The following is a 16,236-nucleotide window of genomic DNA, read 5'->3' on the forward strand; positions in this document are numbered from 1 at the left end:
GACTGAACTGACATGAAGGTCGAAGCTCGCATCTTCGAACTGATCACGATCTTCTTCGTGCTCGTGGCCGTCGTGTACGGCTACTTCACCGCCCAGTCCCGCACCGGCATCGAGTGGGCGGGCACCACCGCCATCGTGCTCTCGGCGGGCCTGTCGCTGATCGTGGCCACCTACTTCCGCTTCGTCGCCCGTCGCCTGGACCTGCGTCCCGAGGACTACGAGGACGCGGAGATCGTCGACGGCGCCGGTGACCTGGGCTTCTTCTCGCCCGGCTCGTTCTGGCCCATCCTGCTGGCCGCCGCGGGCTCCGTCGCCGCGCTGGGCTTCGCGTTCTTCCAGTTCTGGCTGATCGGCATCGGCGTGGTCTGCATCCTGATCGCCGCCGGCGGCCTGGTGTTCGAGTACCACCTCGGCCCGGAAAAGCACTGAGCTCTCCCCGCTGAACCGAAGCGCCCCACCCGAATCCGGGTGGGGCGCTTCGCTTTGTCTGCCGAACGGGCGAAAGCTATATGCCCAGTGCGTGTTTCAGGCGCAGGGTGGAGCGCGGGGCCATGTTCGCCAGGCCCACCAGGGCGCGCGGGAGGCGCGGCGGCTGCATCTGGGTGGGGCGGGTGCGGATGGCGGTTTCTATCCAGCGGGCGGCCTCCTCGGCGTCCGGGATCGCGTGCTCCGGGGCCGGGTAGTGGACCGTGGTGACGTGGATGCCGCGGGGGGACAGTTCGGCGTCGGCGCATTGGCCGAAGGTGGTCCAGGCGGCCTGGGAGCTGGCGTAGGAGGCGAAATTCGGTGCGGCGCCGGTGGTCAGGCTCCACGGGCCGACGTTCACGACGTGGCCGGAGCCGCCCGCGAGCATGGCGGGGAGCAGGCCGAGGGTGAGCCGCAGCGGGCCGAAGTAGTTGGCCGCCATCATGCGCTGGTAGTCGCGGAAGCGGTCCAGGGATTGCAGGACCGGGCGGCGCATGGGGCGCCCGGCATTGTTGATCAGGACATCGATGCTGTCGAAATCGGTGAGCAGCCACTCGACCAGCTGATCGACATCGCCCAGGGCGGAGATGTCGCAGCGGAACCAGTGTGCGCGGCCGCCGGTTTGGACGATGTCGGCGCATTCGGTGGCGAGCTGGCTACCGTGCCGTGCCACCAGCAGAACTTCGGCCCCTTGGGCCGCGAGTAATCGGGCGGTGGCGCGGCCTATGTCCGAGTACGCGTCGGTGATGACCACGCGTTTGCCCGCGACGGCTTCGGAGGGACGGGGACGGCGGGGGGAACCCGCGCGAAATTCGATCATGGGACAGGCAACCTTCACACGCGAAACGAGCTCGAGCTGAACCATGCCCCGGCACCCCGCTGCCGAAGCCGCCGCATCGGGGATTCCCAGCTGCTAATCGTTTGCTGGGAGTGCGGCGGAACACATTCTAATCGGTTGGGTCATAACGCCGGGCGCGTTCGGTGCGGCAGATCTCGTCGATTCCGGAAACGATGTCCCGCAACAGTTCCGAGGGCAGGGCGGCCGGCCGCAGGCGGCAGGTGAAGGTGATGAAGCCATGGTCCTCGTTGTCCAGTTCGCGCAGGTAGCGGGACCGCACGCCATAGGTGAGGGCCGAGATCACGGTGAAGCAGCCGGTGCGTTCGCGGTGTCCGGAGAACAGATCGTGCAGGCCGTGGAACACCCGCGGATAGGTGGACAGCGGCGCGAAAACCGAGATGCGGTAGGCGGGTCCGCGCTCCGAGGAGGAGATGACGGTGTCGGCCAGATACTCCGCGTCGCGCAGTGTCAGCACCTTGGGAGCGAACATGAGCGCACCCGCGGCGGCATTGCGCACCGGCATGCCCGCGCGCCCGCTGGCCGAGGACGCGATGGCGCCCAGCGACTTTCGGGCGCGCGCACCGACCTCGCGGCGGGCGCGCAGCGACAGGTTCGGCTGCGTGGGGTACAGGCTCGACCACTGCCCGAAGCGCACGGTGCCCAGCTGCACATGCCCGGTACCGACCGGTCGTGACACCTTCAGGGGCGCGGTATCCACCCAGCGCCCCACCTGCAACATGGACTCACCCGGCGACTGAATCTCCTTGAACGCCTGCTCCACGAAGGTGTCGAAGTCCAGGAACCGATGCGCGTCGGTGGTGAGCCAGGTCCGGTCCTTGTCGGTCTCGCGCACTTCGAGGGTGAGCGCCGTGATGATCCCGGTGCGCCCGCCCCCGCCCAGAATCCGATGGAACCGCTCGGTGTGATGATTGCGCCCGCAGGTGCCGAAACGCCCGTCCTGATCGACGTATTCGAGCTCCACCACATTGTCGCTGAACATGCCGTAGCGGTGCGAGGCCGTCGACAGCCCGCCCACCGCCGCGAACCCGCCCGCCGTGATGTCCCGATGGTCGCCGACGATGGGCAGCCCGAGCCCGTGCGCGCCCAGCGTGCGATCGATATCCGAGAGCCGTGCTCCCGCCTGCACGCGGACCGTCCGGGCGTCGGCGTCGACCACCTGCACCCGGTTCATCCTGCGCATGCTGAGCACGGCGCCCTGCTCGGGCGGCGCAAGTTCCTCGTCCGGCCGCTCCCCGCCCCGGATGATCAGCGGTTTCGTGGACTTTCGCGAATCCCGAACGGTACGAACCACATCCGCGGTGTCCCGCGGCAGAAATTCTTCGGGAAGGGTGGAGACGGGCGTGCTCATGGCGCTACAGCTAACCACAGTCACGCGCCTCGTGCTCGCAGTTGCCCGGCGGTCTCAGCGCCCGGGGGCCAACCGCTTGGTGAACAGCACGTTCCCGGTCGAATCGCACAGATTCACTGTGAGTTCGCGGGACTTCCCGTCGATCTTGACTTCGCCGAAGTGCTGATAGGCCGCATCCAGCGGCGATGCGTTCTGCACGGGCGGTGCGTGCACGAAAACCGCCTCCGGACCGAACGTCGGGTCGAGGTCGTTCGGACCGAACGCGCCGGCGTTCAGCGGGCCGGACACGAACTCCCAGAATTCATCGAAGTCCTGGTACGTGGCCCGCTCGGGCGAATAGTGGTGTGCCGCTGTGTAATGCACGTCGGCTGTCAGCCACACCACCCCGGACACCCGGTTGGACCTGATCGACGACAGCACCCGCGCGATCTCGGCCTCGCGGCCCGACGGCGCACCCGGATCGCCATTGGCCACACCCTCGAAGGCGGTGCGGTCCTTCTGCTCACCGTCCTTGACGATCAACCCGAGCGGCAAATCATTGGCGACGATCTTCCAGGTGGCCTGGGAACCGCGCAATCCGTCCATGAGCCACCGGGTTTGGGCCTCGCCCAGGATCGTGCCCGCGGGGGAGCGGTTCTCGTCGTTGGCGTCCTTGTAGGTGCGCATATCGAGCACGAAGACATCCAGCATCGGGCCGTAGGAGACCTTGCGATACAGTCGCCCGTCCACCGCCTCACGCGGCTCCACCGGCATCCACTCGTGGAAGGCCCGCCAGGACCGGGTGGCGAGGGTGTCCATGCTGCGTTCGGTGTAGCCCTGCTTGGCCGCGGGCACCTGACCGCCCGGGTACCAGTTGTTGACCGTCTCATGGTCGTCCCACTGCACGATCTGTGCCACCGCGGCATTGAACTTGCGGTAGTGCTCGTCGATCAGGTTGTAGGCGTAGTTGCCGCGGAACTGGTCGAGGGTTTGCGCCACAGCGTTTTTCGCCTCGGCGGTGATGTTCTTCCACACGCGTCCGTCGGCGAGGGTGACCGATTCCTTGACCGGATTGTCCGCGTAGATGGAATCGCCGGAGTGAATGAACAGGTGCGGATCCCGCGCGGCCATGGCGGAGAAGATCTGCATACCGCCCAGATCCGGATTGATGCCGTAGCCCTGACCGACCACATCGCCCGACCACAGCAGCGTGATATCGGAGGAAGCCGCAGGGACAGTGCGGAATACACCGGTGAGCGCCTCGGACGTCGCGCCGCCCTCGCCCTCCAGGGTGACGCGGTAGTGCACCTGCTGTCCGGCCGGCAGGCCGCTGAGACGCACCCGGCCGGTGCCGTCGGAATCCGGGGTGAGCATGGGACCTTCGAAACGCTTGGCGCCGGTGAAGGATTCGGTGGCGGCGGTCTCCACGATGAGCTTGGCGGGCCGGTCCGAACGCGCCCAGATCAGCGCGCCGTCGCTGCGCGGGTCACCCACCGCGACACCGTGGGTGAGCGCCGGGCGGTTCAGCACCAGCCCGGGGCCGTCCCCTTTCGCGCAGGCCGCGAGCGCGGGAGCGACCAGCAAACCGGTGGCGGAGGCGCGCAGCAGCGTACGGCGGGAGAGCCCGGATGAAGATTCGACAGCCATGGGGCCGACCTTTCAGCAACATGATCAACTCCGGTTGAACCGCGGCGAACCTGACAGCAAATTCTCGGCCATGCCGAACCCGGCGCCCAGGTAATCAGGGCCCCTCGGAATGTCGCGGTGCGCCCGTATAGTCCGCCCCATGGGTTTCCTCGGCGGGGTCTTCGGTTCCGAGCGAAAGCAGTTCGGGCGGAAGGTGTTACAGCACGTCCGCGGGCACGCCTCGGTCTGGGCGGCCGACTACGACCCGGCCGACGACACGGTCTTCTTCGAACTGCGCGGGGGCGGCACCGGGTGGATCAGCGTCTCGCTGCTCTACCAGCGCTGCGGCGGCCGGACCGGGACCGAACTGTGCGACGCCGTGCACGAGACGATCATGCGCGCCGGACCGGCGCTGACCACGACGCAGGACGGGCAGAACTGGGCGCGCATCGCACCCCGGCTGCGGCCCATGCTGCGCGAAGTCGAACAGAGCCACACCCCCGGGCAGGACCACAGTCCCAGCCTGCACGCCGACGGCCCGCTGCCCGGCGTGCACAAGCTCGCCCGGCCGGTGCTGCCGTATCTGGTCGAGATGGTGGTGATCGACCGGCTGGCCACCCTCGAATTCGTCACCACCCGGCATCTCGAGAACTGGGGCGTGGACGAGGACACGGCCTATGCCATCGCACACGACAATATGGCCGTCCTCGCCATGAACACCCTCGCCGCCTTCGAACCCGGCGACGGCATGCGCATCCTCGAATTCGACGACGACAAGGGCGAGACCTACGTCGGCTCGCTCCCGCTGGTGCCCGGCTGGCTGGCGGGCGTGGTCGCGCGCACCGGCACCCGGCCGATCCTCTTCTTCCCGCAGCACGTCGGCATGTACCTGGTGCTGGGCGCCACCGACGACGGACTGCGGGTTCTCATGGCCAAGATCGAGGAGCACTACCGGGCGGCGGCGCGGCCGGTGTCCCCGGTGCCCTACACGGTCGACGACGACGGCGAGCTCGTCCCGCTGTGGCTGCCCGACACCGACCCGGCCTGGAAACCCCTGCGGCACGCCGAATCCGTGCTGGAGGCCAGGGCCTACACCCTGCAGGCCCGCATTCTCGAAGACGACGAGGAACTGGCGAGCCGGGCGATCCTCAGCGCCATCAAACACGTGCGGCGCGCCGACGGCACCGAATTCACCTTCACCACCTGGGTGGACGGCGGCGTCACCCACCTGCTGCCCCGCGCACACGTGATCGTCCTCGTCGACACCGCCGGCACCCGCTTCGGCGTCACCTGGGACGACGTGGCCGCCTTCGTGGAGTTCCCGGCCGTCCCAGGCTTCTCGCCGCCGCGCTACCGCGCCGAAGGCCACCCACCCGCCGACATCATGGCCCGCCTGCGCGCCTTGGCTGTGCCGTTCTGACTGAATGAGCGGCTGTCCCAGCGAAACTCAGCGGCGGCCTGTCACCCGGGTCGGCTACTGTTCGGCGTCGTGGACAGAGCGCAGTTGACAGCGAGGATGGCGAACGGGGACCGTCCGGAATTCCTCTTCTTCTGGGGGCACACCCGCACACCGGGCCACGCCGTCGGCAAATGGGTGCTCAGCCAGTGGTGGCCGGTCGAGTTCACCGTCGACGGCCAGAACTACCGCAGCGCGGAACATTTCATGATGGGCGAGAAGGCCCGCCTGTTCGGTGACGAGGAGATCCGCGCCAAGGTGCTCACCAGCGAGACCCCCGCCGACGCCAAACGCCTCGGCCGCGCCGTCCGCGGCTTCGACCAGGACGCGTGGGTGGCCCACCGCTACGACATCGTCCTGCGCGGCAGCATCGCCAAATTCGGCCAGCACCAGCAGCTTCGGGAGTTCCTGCGCGCCACCGGCGACAAGGTGCTGGTGGAAGCCGCACCGCGCGACCGGATCTGGGGCATCGGCCTCGGCGCGGAAAACCCGGCCGCCGCCGATCCCGCACAGTGGCGGGGCGAGAACCTGCTCGGCTTCGCCTTGATGGAAGCCCGCACCGCGCTCAGTGCTGGGTAGCGCGCGTCAGCGCAGTGAATCCAATACCTGCCGCCCGGCCCCGTTCGGCGGTACGGAATGCGCTGCGGCGAGGCTTCGGAAGACGGCGGCCGTGGCGGTGTCCGGTGCCGCGCAGTAGACGATCATCCGCTGGTCGGTGTCGGAGATGGTCATGACCTGGCATTCGAATTCCAGCAGTCCCAGCGCCGGATGTTCGACGCGCTTGTGGTGCGCGCGGCGGACCTCGACGTCGTGGGCGTTCCACATGTCGGCGAAACGCGGTGAGGCGCCCAGCAATTCGGTGACCAGCTCGGCCAGTGCGGGATGCCCGGGATAACGGGCGTAGGCCGCGCGCAGATCGGCCACCGTGGATCGTGCGAAGCATCGGGTCGACTCGCTCGACCACTGCGGATGATCGTGTGCCTGCCGGAACATCCAGCGCACCATATTGCGCTCGTGATCCGGATTCGCGTCCGCATCACCGATGAACGGGATGGCGGCCCGATTCCAGGCCAGCAGTTCGTAGGTGGCGTCCACGACATAGGCCGGGGTGGCGAGCGTGTCGAGAATGACTCGAACCGAGTGCGGCACCGTGCGATTCGGGCCCGTCACCGCCGGTGGGTTCTCCCCGCCCATCCGGAACAGGTATTCCCGCTCGTCCACCGTCAGCATGAGCGCCCGCGCGAGTGCCGCGAGCACCTGCCGCGAGGGTTTCGCACCGCGCGCCTGCTCCAGGCGGATGTAGTAGTCCACCGAGATCCCCGCCAGCTGCGCGACCTCCTGCCGTCGCAAACCCGTTGCGCGCCGGTTGATCCCGTTCGGCAGTCCCACCTCGGCCGGGCTCAGGCGGGCACGCCGGGTGCGCAGGAAGGCGGCCAGTTCGTCGCGAGCGGTCATGGTTTCCAGTCTCTGCCATCACGGTCGCGCGTGGGTGGTACAACTTGGCCCTCCCGGACGCGCGTGCCCGGTGTGACGCTGGGCGATATGACGACAACAGCACTCATCACCGGAGCCAACAAGGGCATCGGCTACGAAACCGCACGCCGACTCGCGGCCCGCGGCATGACGGTCATCGTCGGCGCGCGTGACCCCGGACTCGGGCAGGCCGCGGCCGGGAAACTGCAAGCCGAAGGCGCGGACGCGCATTTCGTGCGACTCGACGTGACCGACGAGGACTCCATCGAACAGGCCGCCGCCTGGATCGGCGAGGAATTCGGCAGCCTCGACATCCTGATCAACAATGCGGGCATCGCCGGCGACCGGGGCGACGCCTGGACGCCCTCGGCCACCACCCTGCCCGCCCTGCGAAAGATATACGAAACCAATGTCTTCGGTGTCGTCGCAGTCACCAATGCGCTGCTGCCGCTGCTGCGGCGGGCCGAGGCGGCGCGGATCGTGAACGTCTCCAGCGAGGTCGGGTCGCTGACCGGAATGACCGATCAGAACAACCCGCTGTGGCCGATGGCGGCCATCTCGTACCCGTCCTCCAAAACCGCACTCAACATGGTCACCGTCATGTACGCGAAGGAGTTGTGGGACACCGGAATCAAGGTGAACGCCGCCAACCCCGGCTACTGCGCGACAGATCTCAACGGCAACACCGGATTCCGCAGCGCCGAACAGGGCGCGGAACCCAGCGTGCACCTGGCCACCCTGCCCGCAGACGGTCCCACCGGGCAGCTGTGGGGATACCTGTGGGGGCAGGACGCCTATGGGCGGCTCGACTGGTAACAGGCCCGATCGAATCAGCCTCCGGTGCTGCTGCTTTCGCTGCGTCCGGTCCTCTCGTGCAAGAGCAGCAGTAGGTACGCCGAGACGGTCTGACCGCAGTTGATCCGGCCATCGGCGATCATCGCTTCCAGCTCGGTGCGGGTGAACCACGCCGCCCGCATATCCGCCTCCGAGGGCTCCCGCTCATGCGGTCCCTCGGTCAGGCCGGTGGCGAGGAAGACATGCCCGCGATGACTGCACGTCGCCGACGCCGGAGCCAGTTTCCCCAGCAGCGTGAGGTTTTCGGCTCGCAACCCGGTCTCCTCCCGCAGTTCCGTGCGCGCGGCTTCGACCGCGTCGAACGTCTCGGCCCCGCGCACCGAGCCACCCGGGAATTCCCAACACCGTTCCTGGAGTGGATATCTGAACTGCTCGATCAGCTGAAACCGCTCGCCGTCCTGCGGAATGATGAGCGCGAAGTCGGATTTGTCGACCACCGCGTAGACGGAGGGCTCACCATTCGGCAGTCGAATGATGTCCTCACGAACCGATATCCACGGGTTCGAATAGATCTCGCGAGATGACTCGGGGGCGTCCATGGCGACGATCCTGCCGCATGTGGGTGCTCGGACAGCGTTTACGAAGAGTTGATCGGCGGGAAACCGCCATAACTGGGCAACCGACCAGCCTGGTTGTCGTGTCGTGACTTACCCTGCCCGGCACGGCAGCTCGGCGGAAGGAATCCCGTGAACCAGCCTGTGAACCTCAGTCGCAGAACACTTCTCCGAGGGGCGGCCGGTGCGGCCGTGGCCGCGACCATCACGACGACCCGACCGGCCGCCGCCACACCCGGAGCGAACCGGGACGCCGACGTCATCGTGATCGGCGCGGGACTGTCCGGTCTCGCCGCGACCAAGGCGCTCCGCGCGGCCGGACGGCGAGTCCTGCTGCTGGAGGCCCGAGACCGCGCCGGCGGCCGCGTCTTCAACGCCACCACACGCGGGGGAGTCGCCGTCGACGGCGGCGCGGAATTCCTCGGCCCCACTCAGGACCGCATCGCCGCCCTGGCCCGGGAATACGGCGTGCCGACCCTGCCCACCTACAACCAGGGCGAATCCCTGTTCTCGATTCGCGGTGTGCTGCACCGGGTTCCGGCCGCCGTACCGCTGCCCGTGCTGCCTGGCACCGTCGAAACGGCCGTCGCCATGGCCAAGATCGACACCACCGCCATCGGCTTCCCCGTCGGAGAACCCTGGCGGCACCCCGACGCGGCCCACCTCGACTCCATCACCTGGCAGGACTGGATCGACGCGAACGCGAACACCTACGAGGGCAAACTCTTCCTCGCCCTGGCCCAGACCGCCCCGCTGTCGGTGCGCCCGCACGAACTGTCCGCACTGTTCATGATGAACTACTTCGCCGCCGCCGGAAACGAACAGAACCCCGGTTCGTTCTCCCGCCTGCTCGGCGTGGACGGCGGCGCACAAGAACGATTCTTCGACGGCGGCGCGGCCCTGGTCCCCCTCCGCATGGCCGAATCCCTCTCCGACAGCATCGTTTACGGCGCACCCGCACGAGCCGTCGACCAAACCGGCGCCTGCCTGGAAGTACACACCGATCGCGGCGTCTTCCGCGCCGCGAAAGTCATCGTCGCCATGTCCCCGGCCATCGCCGACCGCATCGACTACCGACCCGTACTGCCTGCTGACCGCACCGAACTGACCAGCGGTTACACCATGGGCCGCATAGCCAAATTCCTCGCCCTCTACGACCGGCCGTTCTGGCGCGACCAGGGCCTCACCGGACAGGTGGTCGGCGACGGCACCCCCATCGACGTCACCTACGAGAGTTACGGTCAAGGCCACCACGTACTCATGGGATTCATCTCCGCCGACGCCATGGCCGATCTCGACAACCGCCCCGACCAGGATCTCGTCGAATCCGGACTCGACTGTTTCGTACAGTACTTCGGCGCTGAAGCCCGCAGTCGCGTCATCGATTACGGCTTCAAGAAATGGGACCACGACCCGTGGTCGTGGGGTGGTCCCACGGCGACAACCCGGCCAGGGATCCTCACGCGATTCGGGCCCGCCCTTCGCGAGCCGGTGGGCGGGATCCATTGGGCGGGCACCGAAACCGCCGACTACTGGCAGGGCTACATGGACGGTGCCGTTCGGAGTGGGGAGCGGGCTGCCCGGGAAGTGCTATCGGCGTGAGTTTTTCGGGGCAAGTCGGTGTTGTGCCCGGCTACGTAGGCCCCGAGCGCCTGCCCTTCGCGCGACGAACGTCAGACGGTTCGGGCGGCGGTGACCTGATCGGCGGCGGTGATGGTGGCGGTGGCCAGGTCGGATAGCCGGGCGGCGGAGAGGTTGGTGTCAGGGCAGGCGACTATCGAGGCGGCGACGGTGCCGTCCGCGGCGAAGATGGGGGCGGCCACCGAGACGACGGCATTGTGGTCGGTGAGCTCGTCGGGGAGGTAGTCGATGGTGATCAAGTCGGAGATCAAGGCGTTGAGGCGATGGCGGAGGGGATCCGTCACGGGGGAATGACGCAGGGCGGCAAGGGCTTCGAGCATGGGGGCGGAGTCGTCGGCGAGGCGTTCCACCGAGTAGCCGCGGGTGCGGATGGCGTCGAGGACCGACTCGAGGCGGGGCCGGTGGGACGGGTCGGCGGTGGCGAGCCAGGCGGTGCGGTCGGGATCCGGTGCCCAGGCGATGAATTCGCGGCAGACGGGCGGGGCCAGGGGGATGTGGCGGCCGGGGCGGATCCAGGGGACCGAGGGGGTGCCCACCACCTCGGTGATGACTATCGACGACTGTTCGCGCTCGGCCAGGAAGACCGGGATGCGGTGGGCCGTGGACAGTTCGCGCATGGCGTCGAGGGCCAGCCGGCGCAGCGGGAAGGCCGATTCGCTGCGGCGGGCGATCGAGAGCAGGCCGAGGCCGAGGCCGTAATTGCCTTCGTCGTCGCGCAGGGTCCAGCCGTCGGCGGTCAACTGCGACAGGACCGCGTGCGCGGTGGCGCGGGACATGCCGGTGGCGCGGACGATGCGCGCCAGCGACAGGTGTTCGGCGGGGCGGCGGGACAGCAACTCGATGGTCTGCACCACGCGACGGGTCGGCGGTGAGGTGAGGGTGCCGGATGCCGTATCCGCGTCCGAGGATGCGCCGGTGCGGGTGTCGGATGGCGCTGGGGCGGTGGTGATTTCGGGCACTTCAGACTCACTCACGGTTGGCGTGGGGCAGCGCGGCCGATGGTAGCGGGCTGGGCGGCCGGTCCTGTGGACACCCTCCAATACGCGGAATTCGCCGTCAGCTCTTGACCGGCCACGGCACGCCGACCTATCGTCGGTGTCACATTATCGAACGATAGCGTCGAATATTCGACAACGCAAGTTGGGCGAGATACGGCGCGGCGAGTGGGCAGGGCCGCGGTGAATGGGTAACGCAACACGGGCGGGATACGAGCTGTCGCATCTGGCGGCGTTGGAAGCCGAATCGGTGCACATCATTCGAGAGGTGGCCGCCACCTTCGAACGGCCGGTACTGCTGTTCTCGGGCGGGAAGGATTCGGCGGTCATGCTGGAGCTGGCGCGGCGCGCCTTCTGGCCCGCGCCGCTGCCGTTTCCGCTGCTGCACATCGACACCGGGCACAACTTCGACGAGGTGCTCGACTTCCGGGATCGCACGGCGGCGCGGCTGGGGGCACAGCTGCTGGTCGGCAGCGTGCAGGACGATATCGACGCCGGCCGGGTCGTCGAGAAGGCCGGGGAAACGCGCAATCGGCTGCAGACGGCGACGCTACTGCGGTCCATTCGCGAGCACCGGTTCGACGCGGTATTCGGCGGGGCGCGCCGGGATGAGGAGAAGGCGCGCGCCAAGGAGCGGGTGTTCAGCTTCCGGGACGAGTACGGGGCCTGGGATCCCCGGGCGCAGCGGCCGGAGGTGTGGAATCTCTACAACGGGCGGCACGCCAAGGGCGAGCACATCCGCGTTTTCCCGCTGTCGAACTGGACCGAGCTCGATATCTGGGAGTACATCGACCAGGCCGAGGTCGAACTGCCGTCGCTGTACTATGCGCACCGGCGGACGGTCCTGGAACGCGACGGAATGCTGTTGGCGGCCAACCGATTCCTGACAGTGCAGCCCGGCGAGCGGCAGCACGAGGCCACCGTGCGATTCCGCACCGTCGGCGACGCCACCTGCACCGGCTGCGTCGAGAGCGACGCCGCCGACCCAGCACAGGTGATCGCCGAAACCGCGGTCACCCGGCTCACCGAACGCGGCGCCACCCGGGCCGACGACCGCATCTCCGACTCCGGCATGGAAGACCGCAAACGAGAGGGCTACTTCTGATGCGCCGCAACCTTTTACGGCTCGCCACCGCCGGCAGCGTGGACGACGGCAAGTCCACGCTCATCGGGCGGCTGCTGTTCGACTCCAAGAGCCTGTTCACCGACCAGCTCGACGCCATCGAACGCGCGAGCATCGCACGCGGGGCCGGCGCGCCGGATCTGTCGCTGGTCACCGACGGACTGCGGGCCGAACGCGAGCAGGGCATCACCATCGATGTCGCGTACCGCTACTTCGCCACGCCGCGACGGAAATTCATCATCGCCGACACTCCGGGGCACGTGCAGTACACGCGCAATATGGTCACCGGGGCTTCGACCGCCGACCTGGCGCTGATCCTGGTCGACGCCCGCAAGGGCGTCTCCGAGCAGACCCGGCGGCACGCCTTCCTGTCCTCGCTGCTGGGGGTCGGGCACCTGGTGCTGTGTGTGAACAAGATGGATCTGGTCGACTGGTCCGAGCAGCGCTTCGAGGAAATCCGTTCGGAATTCGCGGATTTCGCCACCAAGCTGGATGTGGGCGATCTGAGCTTCATTCCGGTGTCGGCGCTGCACGGCGACAATGTGGTGGAGCTGTCCGAACACACCGCGGGCTGGTATCCGGGACCGCCGCTGCTGCGGCATCTCGAGGAGGTGCACGTCGCTTCCGACCGCAACCTCATCGACACGAGACTGCCTGTGCAGTACGTGATTCGGCCGCACGGGGAGACCCAGCGCAGTTACGCGGGCACCGTGGCGGGCGGGATCTTCAAGCCGGGTGACGAGGTGGTGGTGCTGCCGTCCGGTCGCGGCAGCCGCGTCGCGCAGATCTGGGGGCCGGGTGGCGACAAGGTGGAGGAAGCCTTCACCGGGATGGCGGTATCGCTGACCCTCGACGACGAAATCGATATCGGGCGTGGGGATATGCTCGCGCGGCCCGGCAACCAGCCGCATCAGGATCGCGAACTCGACGCCATGGTGTGCTGGTTCTCCGACGACACCGAACTGCGGGCGGGCCACGAGTACTCGATTCGCACGGCGACACAGACCTCGAAGGTGGAGGTCAGCGAGCTGGACTACCGGCTGGATGTGAACACCCTGCACCGGCAGACCGACGCGGATCGGCTGGGGCTCAACGACATCGGGCGGCTCATTCTCAAGAGCAGGCAGCCGCTGCTGTTCGACCCGTACCGGGACAACCGGGCCACGGGCAGCTTCATACTCATCGACGAGACCAGCAATCGGACCGTGGCCGCGGGCATGATCACCGGAAGATCCACGGGCGCACCGCGAGTCGAGCACAAGGCGTCGAATGTGGTGTGGCACCGGTCGGCCGTGGACCGCGGACAGCGACTCAGCACGGGAGCCACCATCTGGCTCACCGGGCTGTCGGGCTCCGGAAAGTCCACCATCGCGGTGGAATTGGAGCGGCAGCTCATTGCCTCCGGGCAGCCCGCCTATCTGCTGGACGGGGACAACCTGCGGCACGGGCTGAACAAGAATCTCGGCTTCACCGACGAGGACCGGCGGGAGAACGTGCGCCGGGTCGCGGAGGTGGCCGCACTGATGGCCGATGCCGGGATGGTCGCCATCGTCTCGCTCATCAGCCCGTTCGCGGCGCAGCGGCGAGAGGCGCGGAAGCTGCACGAGGACAAGCATCTTCGGTTCCGGGAGGTGTTCGTGGACACCCCGCTCGGGGAATGCGAACTGCGCGACCCCAAGGGGCTGTACAAGAAGGCGCGGGCGGGGGAGCTGCGGGAGTTCACCGGGATCGACTCGCCCTACGAGCGACCGGAATTCGCCGAGCTCGTGATCACGCCCTCCGATGGCACGCCGGCGGAGATCGCCGCACTCATTCGACGCACACTCGAGTCCTGAAAGAAGCCGATGGATCAATCCAATATCGAACAAGCAGAGCTACCGCTGACCGATCCGTTCCTGGCGGCGGTCACCGAGGCCGAGAAGCTCATCGCCGCAGCGGAATTCATTCGTGACGAGCATGATCTCGCCGAAGGCTACGACTACCTGCAGGGCAGTATCGCGGCGGTGCTCCAGCTGTCGCGGGCGCACGGGAAGTCGCATCCGTACTTCGTGACCTCCACCGGGCCCTACACCAAAATGGGGCTCGACAACCCGGACACGCTCTACTACCACGCGAGCATCGAACCGACCGCCGAATACCTGGTGACGGGCGTGCGGGGCAGCACGGCGGATCTGAGTTTCCAAGTGCTCAAGGGCGATTACACCGCCACCGATGTGCCCGGCGGTGAGGACGCCTTCGACGACCGGCGCATCGAGATCGCGGCCGACGGCAGCTTCGCGCTGAGATTCGGTCCGGCCAAGGAGAATCCGGAGCCCAACTACTTCCAACTCGGCGAGGGCGCGTCCATGCTCGCCGTGCGGGAGGTGTACGGGGACTGGAATACCGAGCGCAAGGGCAGTATTCGCATCGAGCGGGTGGATACGGTCGGCACCGCGCCGGCCGAGGCCACCGTCGAACAGTTGCGCAAGCGGTATCGGGCGGCCGGGCGCATGCTGCTGACCCGCGTGCACACCTGGTTCAACTTCCCGAAGTGGTTCTACCTCGATCTGGAGGTGAACACGCTGACCGAACCCCGGCTCACGCCGGGCGGTTTGAGCACCCAGTACTCCTCGGTGGGGCACTACGATCTCGCCGACGATCAGGCGCTGGTCATCACGGTGCCGAAATCCGATGCGCCGTACCAGGGCTTCCAGCTGGGCAGCCGCTGGTACATCTCCCTCGATTACGTGAACCACCAGACCAGCCTCAATCACACTCAGGCACAGGTGGATCCGGACGGCATGATCCGCATGGTGGTGAGCAACCGGAACCCGGGCATCACCAACTGGCTGGAAACCACCGGGCGTGGGCGCGGGATTCTGCAATTCCGGTGGCAGCGGGTGGCGCGGCCGATCACGCCCGCCGACGGTCCGACCGTGGAGCTCGTGCCCTTCGACAAGGTCCGGCAGGTGCTGCCGTACTACAGCGACAACATCATCGACGACCAGGCATGGCGGGATCGGATTGCCGCCCGTCAGCGCGCTTTCGCGGAAAGGATGCTCGGATGAGCTCGGAGAACACACGGTTGCGGACAGAACTGCTGCGCGACAAGGTCGTTGTCGTCAGCGGGGTCGGGCCGGGGCTGGGACGCGACATCTGCCTGGAGGCCGCCGCGGCCGGGGCGAAGGTCGTGCTGGCGGCGCGCACGGAATCGCGGTTGAAGGAGGTCGCGGCCGAGATCGAGGCCGAGGGCGGGACGACACTGTGCGTGCCCACCGACATCACCGATGACGAGGCCGTGCGGAACCTGGTGGCGCGCACGCTCGAGGCGTTCGGCCGAGTCGATGTGCTGGTGAACAACGCTTTTTCGGTGCCGTCGATGAAGCCGTTGGCGCGCACCGACTTTCAGCAGATCACCGACAGCCTCGATCTGACCGTGCTCGGCAATCTGCGCATGACGCAGGCGTTCACCGAGGCGCTGGAGGCGACCAAGGGCGCGGTGGTCATGATCAACTCGGCGGTGCTGCGGCACTCCGAACCCCGGTACGGCAGTTACAAGGTCGCCAAGTCCGCGCTGCTGGCCATGTCGCAGACCCTCGCCACCGAACTCGGGCCCAAGGGGATTCGGGTCAATACCGTTGCGCCGGGCTACATCTGGACCGATCAGCTGAAGTGGTACTTCGGTGAGGTCGCCAAGAAGTACAACATCACGCCCGAGCAGGTGTACGAGCAGACCGCGTCCCGCTCGGATCTCAAGCGGCTGCCCGAAACCTACGAGATCGCGCGCACCGTCGTGTTCCTCGCCTCGCCGTGGGCCAATGCCATCACGGGGCAGACCCTCGACGTCAACTGCGGCGAATACCACGTCTGAGCAAGGAGATTC

Annotated in this window: 15 protein-coding genes; 9 read left to right on the forward strand and 6 right to left on the reverse strand. The window is 67.5% G+C overall.

Annotated elements, in window-relative coordinates:
- Nucleotides 1-12: 12 nt before the first annotated feature.
- Complete coding sequence (locus H0264_RS16055) at nt 13-429, forward strand: cytochrome c oxidase subunit 4 (protein WP_181584702.1); 417 nt, start codon at nt 13-15, stop codon at nt 427-429.
- A gap of 76 nt (nt 430-505) precedes the next feature.
- Here the strand turns inward: H0264_RS16055 and H0264_RS16060 are convergent, their stop codons facing one another.
- The 3 genes from H0264_RS16060 to H0264_RS16070 all read right to left on the reverse strand — a co-directional run bounded on the left by H0264_RS16060 (nt 506) and on the right by H0264_RS16070 (nt 4,298).
- Entirely contained in the window at nt 506-1,285 is a 780-nt protein-coding gene (locus tag H0264_RS16060) for an SDR family NAD(P)-dependent oxidoreductase (protein WP_181584703.1), read from the reverse strand.
- A 127-nt stretch (nt 1,286-1,412) separates the two neighbouring features.
- The gene (locus tag H0264_RS16065) at nt 1,413-2,672 is read right to left on the reverse strand and encodes an FAD-binding oxidoreductase (protein ID WP_181584704.1); all 1,260 of its coding nucleotides are present in this window, start codon (nt 2,670-2,672) and stop codon (nt 1,413-1,415) included.
- A gap of 54 nt (nt 2,673-2,726) precedes the next feature.
- Nucleotides 2,727-4,298 carry an alkaline phosphatase D family protein gene (locus tag H0264_RS16070; RefSeq protein ID WP_181584705.1) on the reverse strand — a complete coding sequence of 524 codons (1,572 nt, stop codon included), beginning with the start codon at nt 4,296-4,298 and terminating at the stop codon, nt 2,727-2,729.
- A gap of 139 nt (nt 4,299-4,437) precedes the next feature.
- Between H0264_RS16070 and H0264_RS16075 the strand changes: the two genes are divergently transcribed.
- Together H0264_RS16075 and H0264_RS16080 are read left to right on the forward strand one after the other, a co-directional pair.
- Nucleotides 4,438-5,697 (forward strand): DUF1444 domain-containing protein, encoded by a 1,260-nt coding sequence (locus tag H0264_RS16075; protein ID WP_181584706.1) that lies wholly within the window; start codon nt 4,438-4,440, stop codon nt 5,695-5,697.
- A 96-nt stretch (nt 5,698-5,793) separates the two neighbouring features.
- Nucleotides 5,794-6,312, forward strand: coding sequence for an NADAR family protein (locus H0264_RS16080; RefSeq protein ID WP_181584707.1), 519 nt, complete (start codon nt 5,794-5,796; stop codon nt 6,310-6,312).
- A 6-nt stretch (nt 6,313-6,318) separates the two neighbouring features.
- Here H0264_RS16080 and H0264_RS16085 read toward each other — a convergent pair whose 3' ends face one another.
- Nucleotides 6,319-7,188, reverse strand: coding sequence for a helix-turn-helix transcriptional regulator (locus H0264_RS16085; protein WP_181584708.1), 870 nt, complete (start codon nt 7,186-7,188; stop codon nt 6,319-6,321).
- A gap of 87 nt (nt 7,189-7,275) precedes the next feature.
- Here H0264_RS16085 and H0264_RS16090 point away from each other — a divergent pair, with 87 nt between their 5' ends.
- A complete protein-coding gene (locus H0264_RS16090; protein ID WP_181584709.1) occupies nt 7,276-8,022 on the forward strand; it encodes an SDR family oxidoreductase in 747 nt (248 codons plus the stop codon).
- 14 nt (nt 8,023-8,036) lie between these two features.
- On the opposite strand, the gene H0264_RS16095 is transcribed toward H0264_RS16090, so the two are convergent.
- Nucleotides 8,037-8,600 carry an NUDIX domain-containing protein gene (locus H0264_RS16095; protein ID WP_181584710.1) on the reverse strand — a complete coding sequence of 188 codons (564 nt, stop codon included), beginning with the start codon at nt 8,598-8,600 and terminating at the stop codon, nt 8,037-8,039.
- A gap of 207 nt (nt 8,601-8,807) precedes the next feature.
- On the opposite strand from H0264_RS16095, the gene H0264_RS16100 reads away from it, so the two are divergent.
- Complete coding sequence (locus tag H0264_RS16100; RefSeq protein WP_231086646.1) at nt 8,808-10,217, forward strand: flavin monoamine oxidase family protein; 1,410 nt, start codon at nt 8,808-8,810, stop codon at nt 10,215-10,217.
- Nucleotides 10,218-10,288: 71 nt separating this feature from the next.
- Here the strand turns inward: H0264_RS16100 and H0264_RS16105 are convergent, their stop codons facing one another.
- Nucleotides 10,289-11,215 (reverse strand): helix-turn-helix domain-containing protein, encoded by a 927-nt coding sequence (locus H0264_RS16105; RefSeq protein WP_231086645.1) that lies wholly within the window; start codon nt 11,213-11,215, stop codon nt 10,289-10,291.
- A gap of 223 nt (nt 11,216-11,438) precedes the next feature.
- Here H0264_RS16105 and cysD point away from each other — a divergent pair, with 223 nt between their 5' ends.
- From cysD to H0264_RS16125, 4 genes are read left to right on the forward strand one after another with little or no spacing between them, the layout of a single operon-like run.
- The gene (cysD, locus tag H0264_RS16110; protein WP_181584712.1) at nt 11,439-12,356 is read left to right on the forward strand and encodes a sulfate adenylyltransferase subunit CysD; all 918 of its coding nucleotides are present in this window, start codon (nt 11,439-11,441) and stop codon (nt 12,354-12,356) included.
- Complete coding sequence (gene cysC / locus H0264_RS16115) at nt 12,356-14,209, forward strand: adenylyl-sulfate kinase (protein ID WP_181584713.1); 1,854 nt, start codon at nt 12,356-12,358, stop codon at nt 14,207-14,209. The genes cysD and cysC overlap by 1 nt, the downstream gene beginning before the upstream one ends.
- Before the next feature lie 9 nt (nt 14,210-14,218).
- Entirely contained in the window at nt 14,219-15,421 is a 1,203-nt protein-coding gene (locus tag H0264_RS16120; protein WP_181584714.1) for a hypothetical protein, read from the forward strand.
- Nucleotides 15,418-16,224 carry an SDR family oxidoreductase gene (locus H0264_RS16125; protein WP_181584715.1) on the forward strand — a complete coding sequence of 269 codons (807 nt, stop codon included), beginning with the start codon at nt 15,418-15,420 and terminating at the stop codon, nt 16,222-16,224. The genes H0264_RS16120 and H0264_RS16125 overlap by 4 nt, the downstream gene beginning before the upstream one ends.
- Nucleotides 16,225-16,236 lie beyond the last annotated feature (12 nt).

Origin of the sequence: Nocardia huaxiensis (genome assembly GCF_013744875.1) — a bacterium.
Taxonomy (GTDB): domain Bacteria; phylum Actinomycetota; class Actinomycetes; order Mycobacteriales; family Mycobacteriaceae; genus Nocardia; species Nocardia huaxiensis.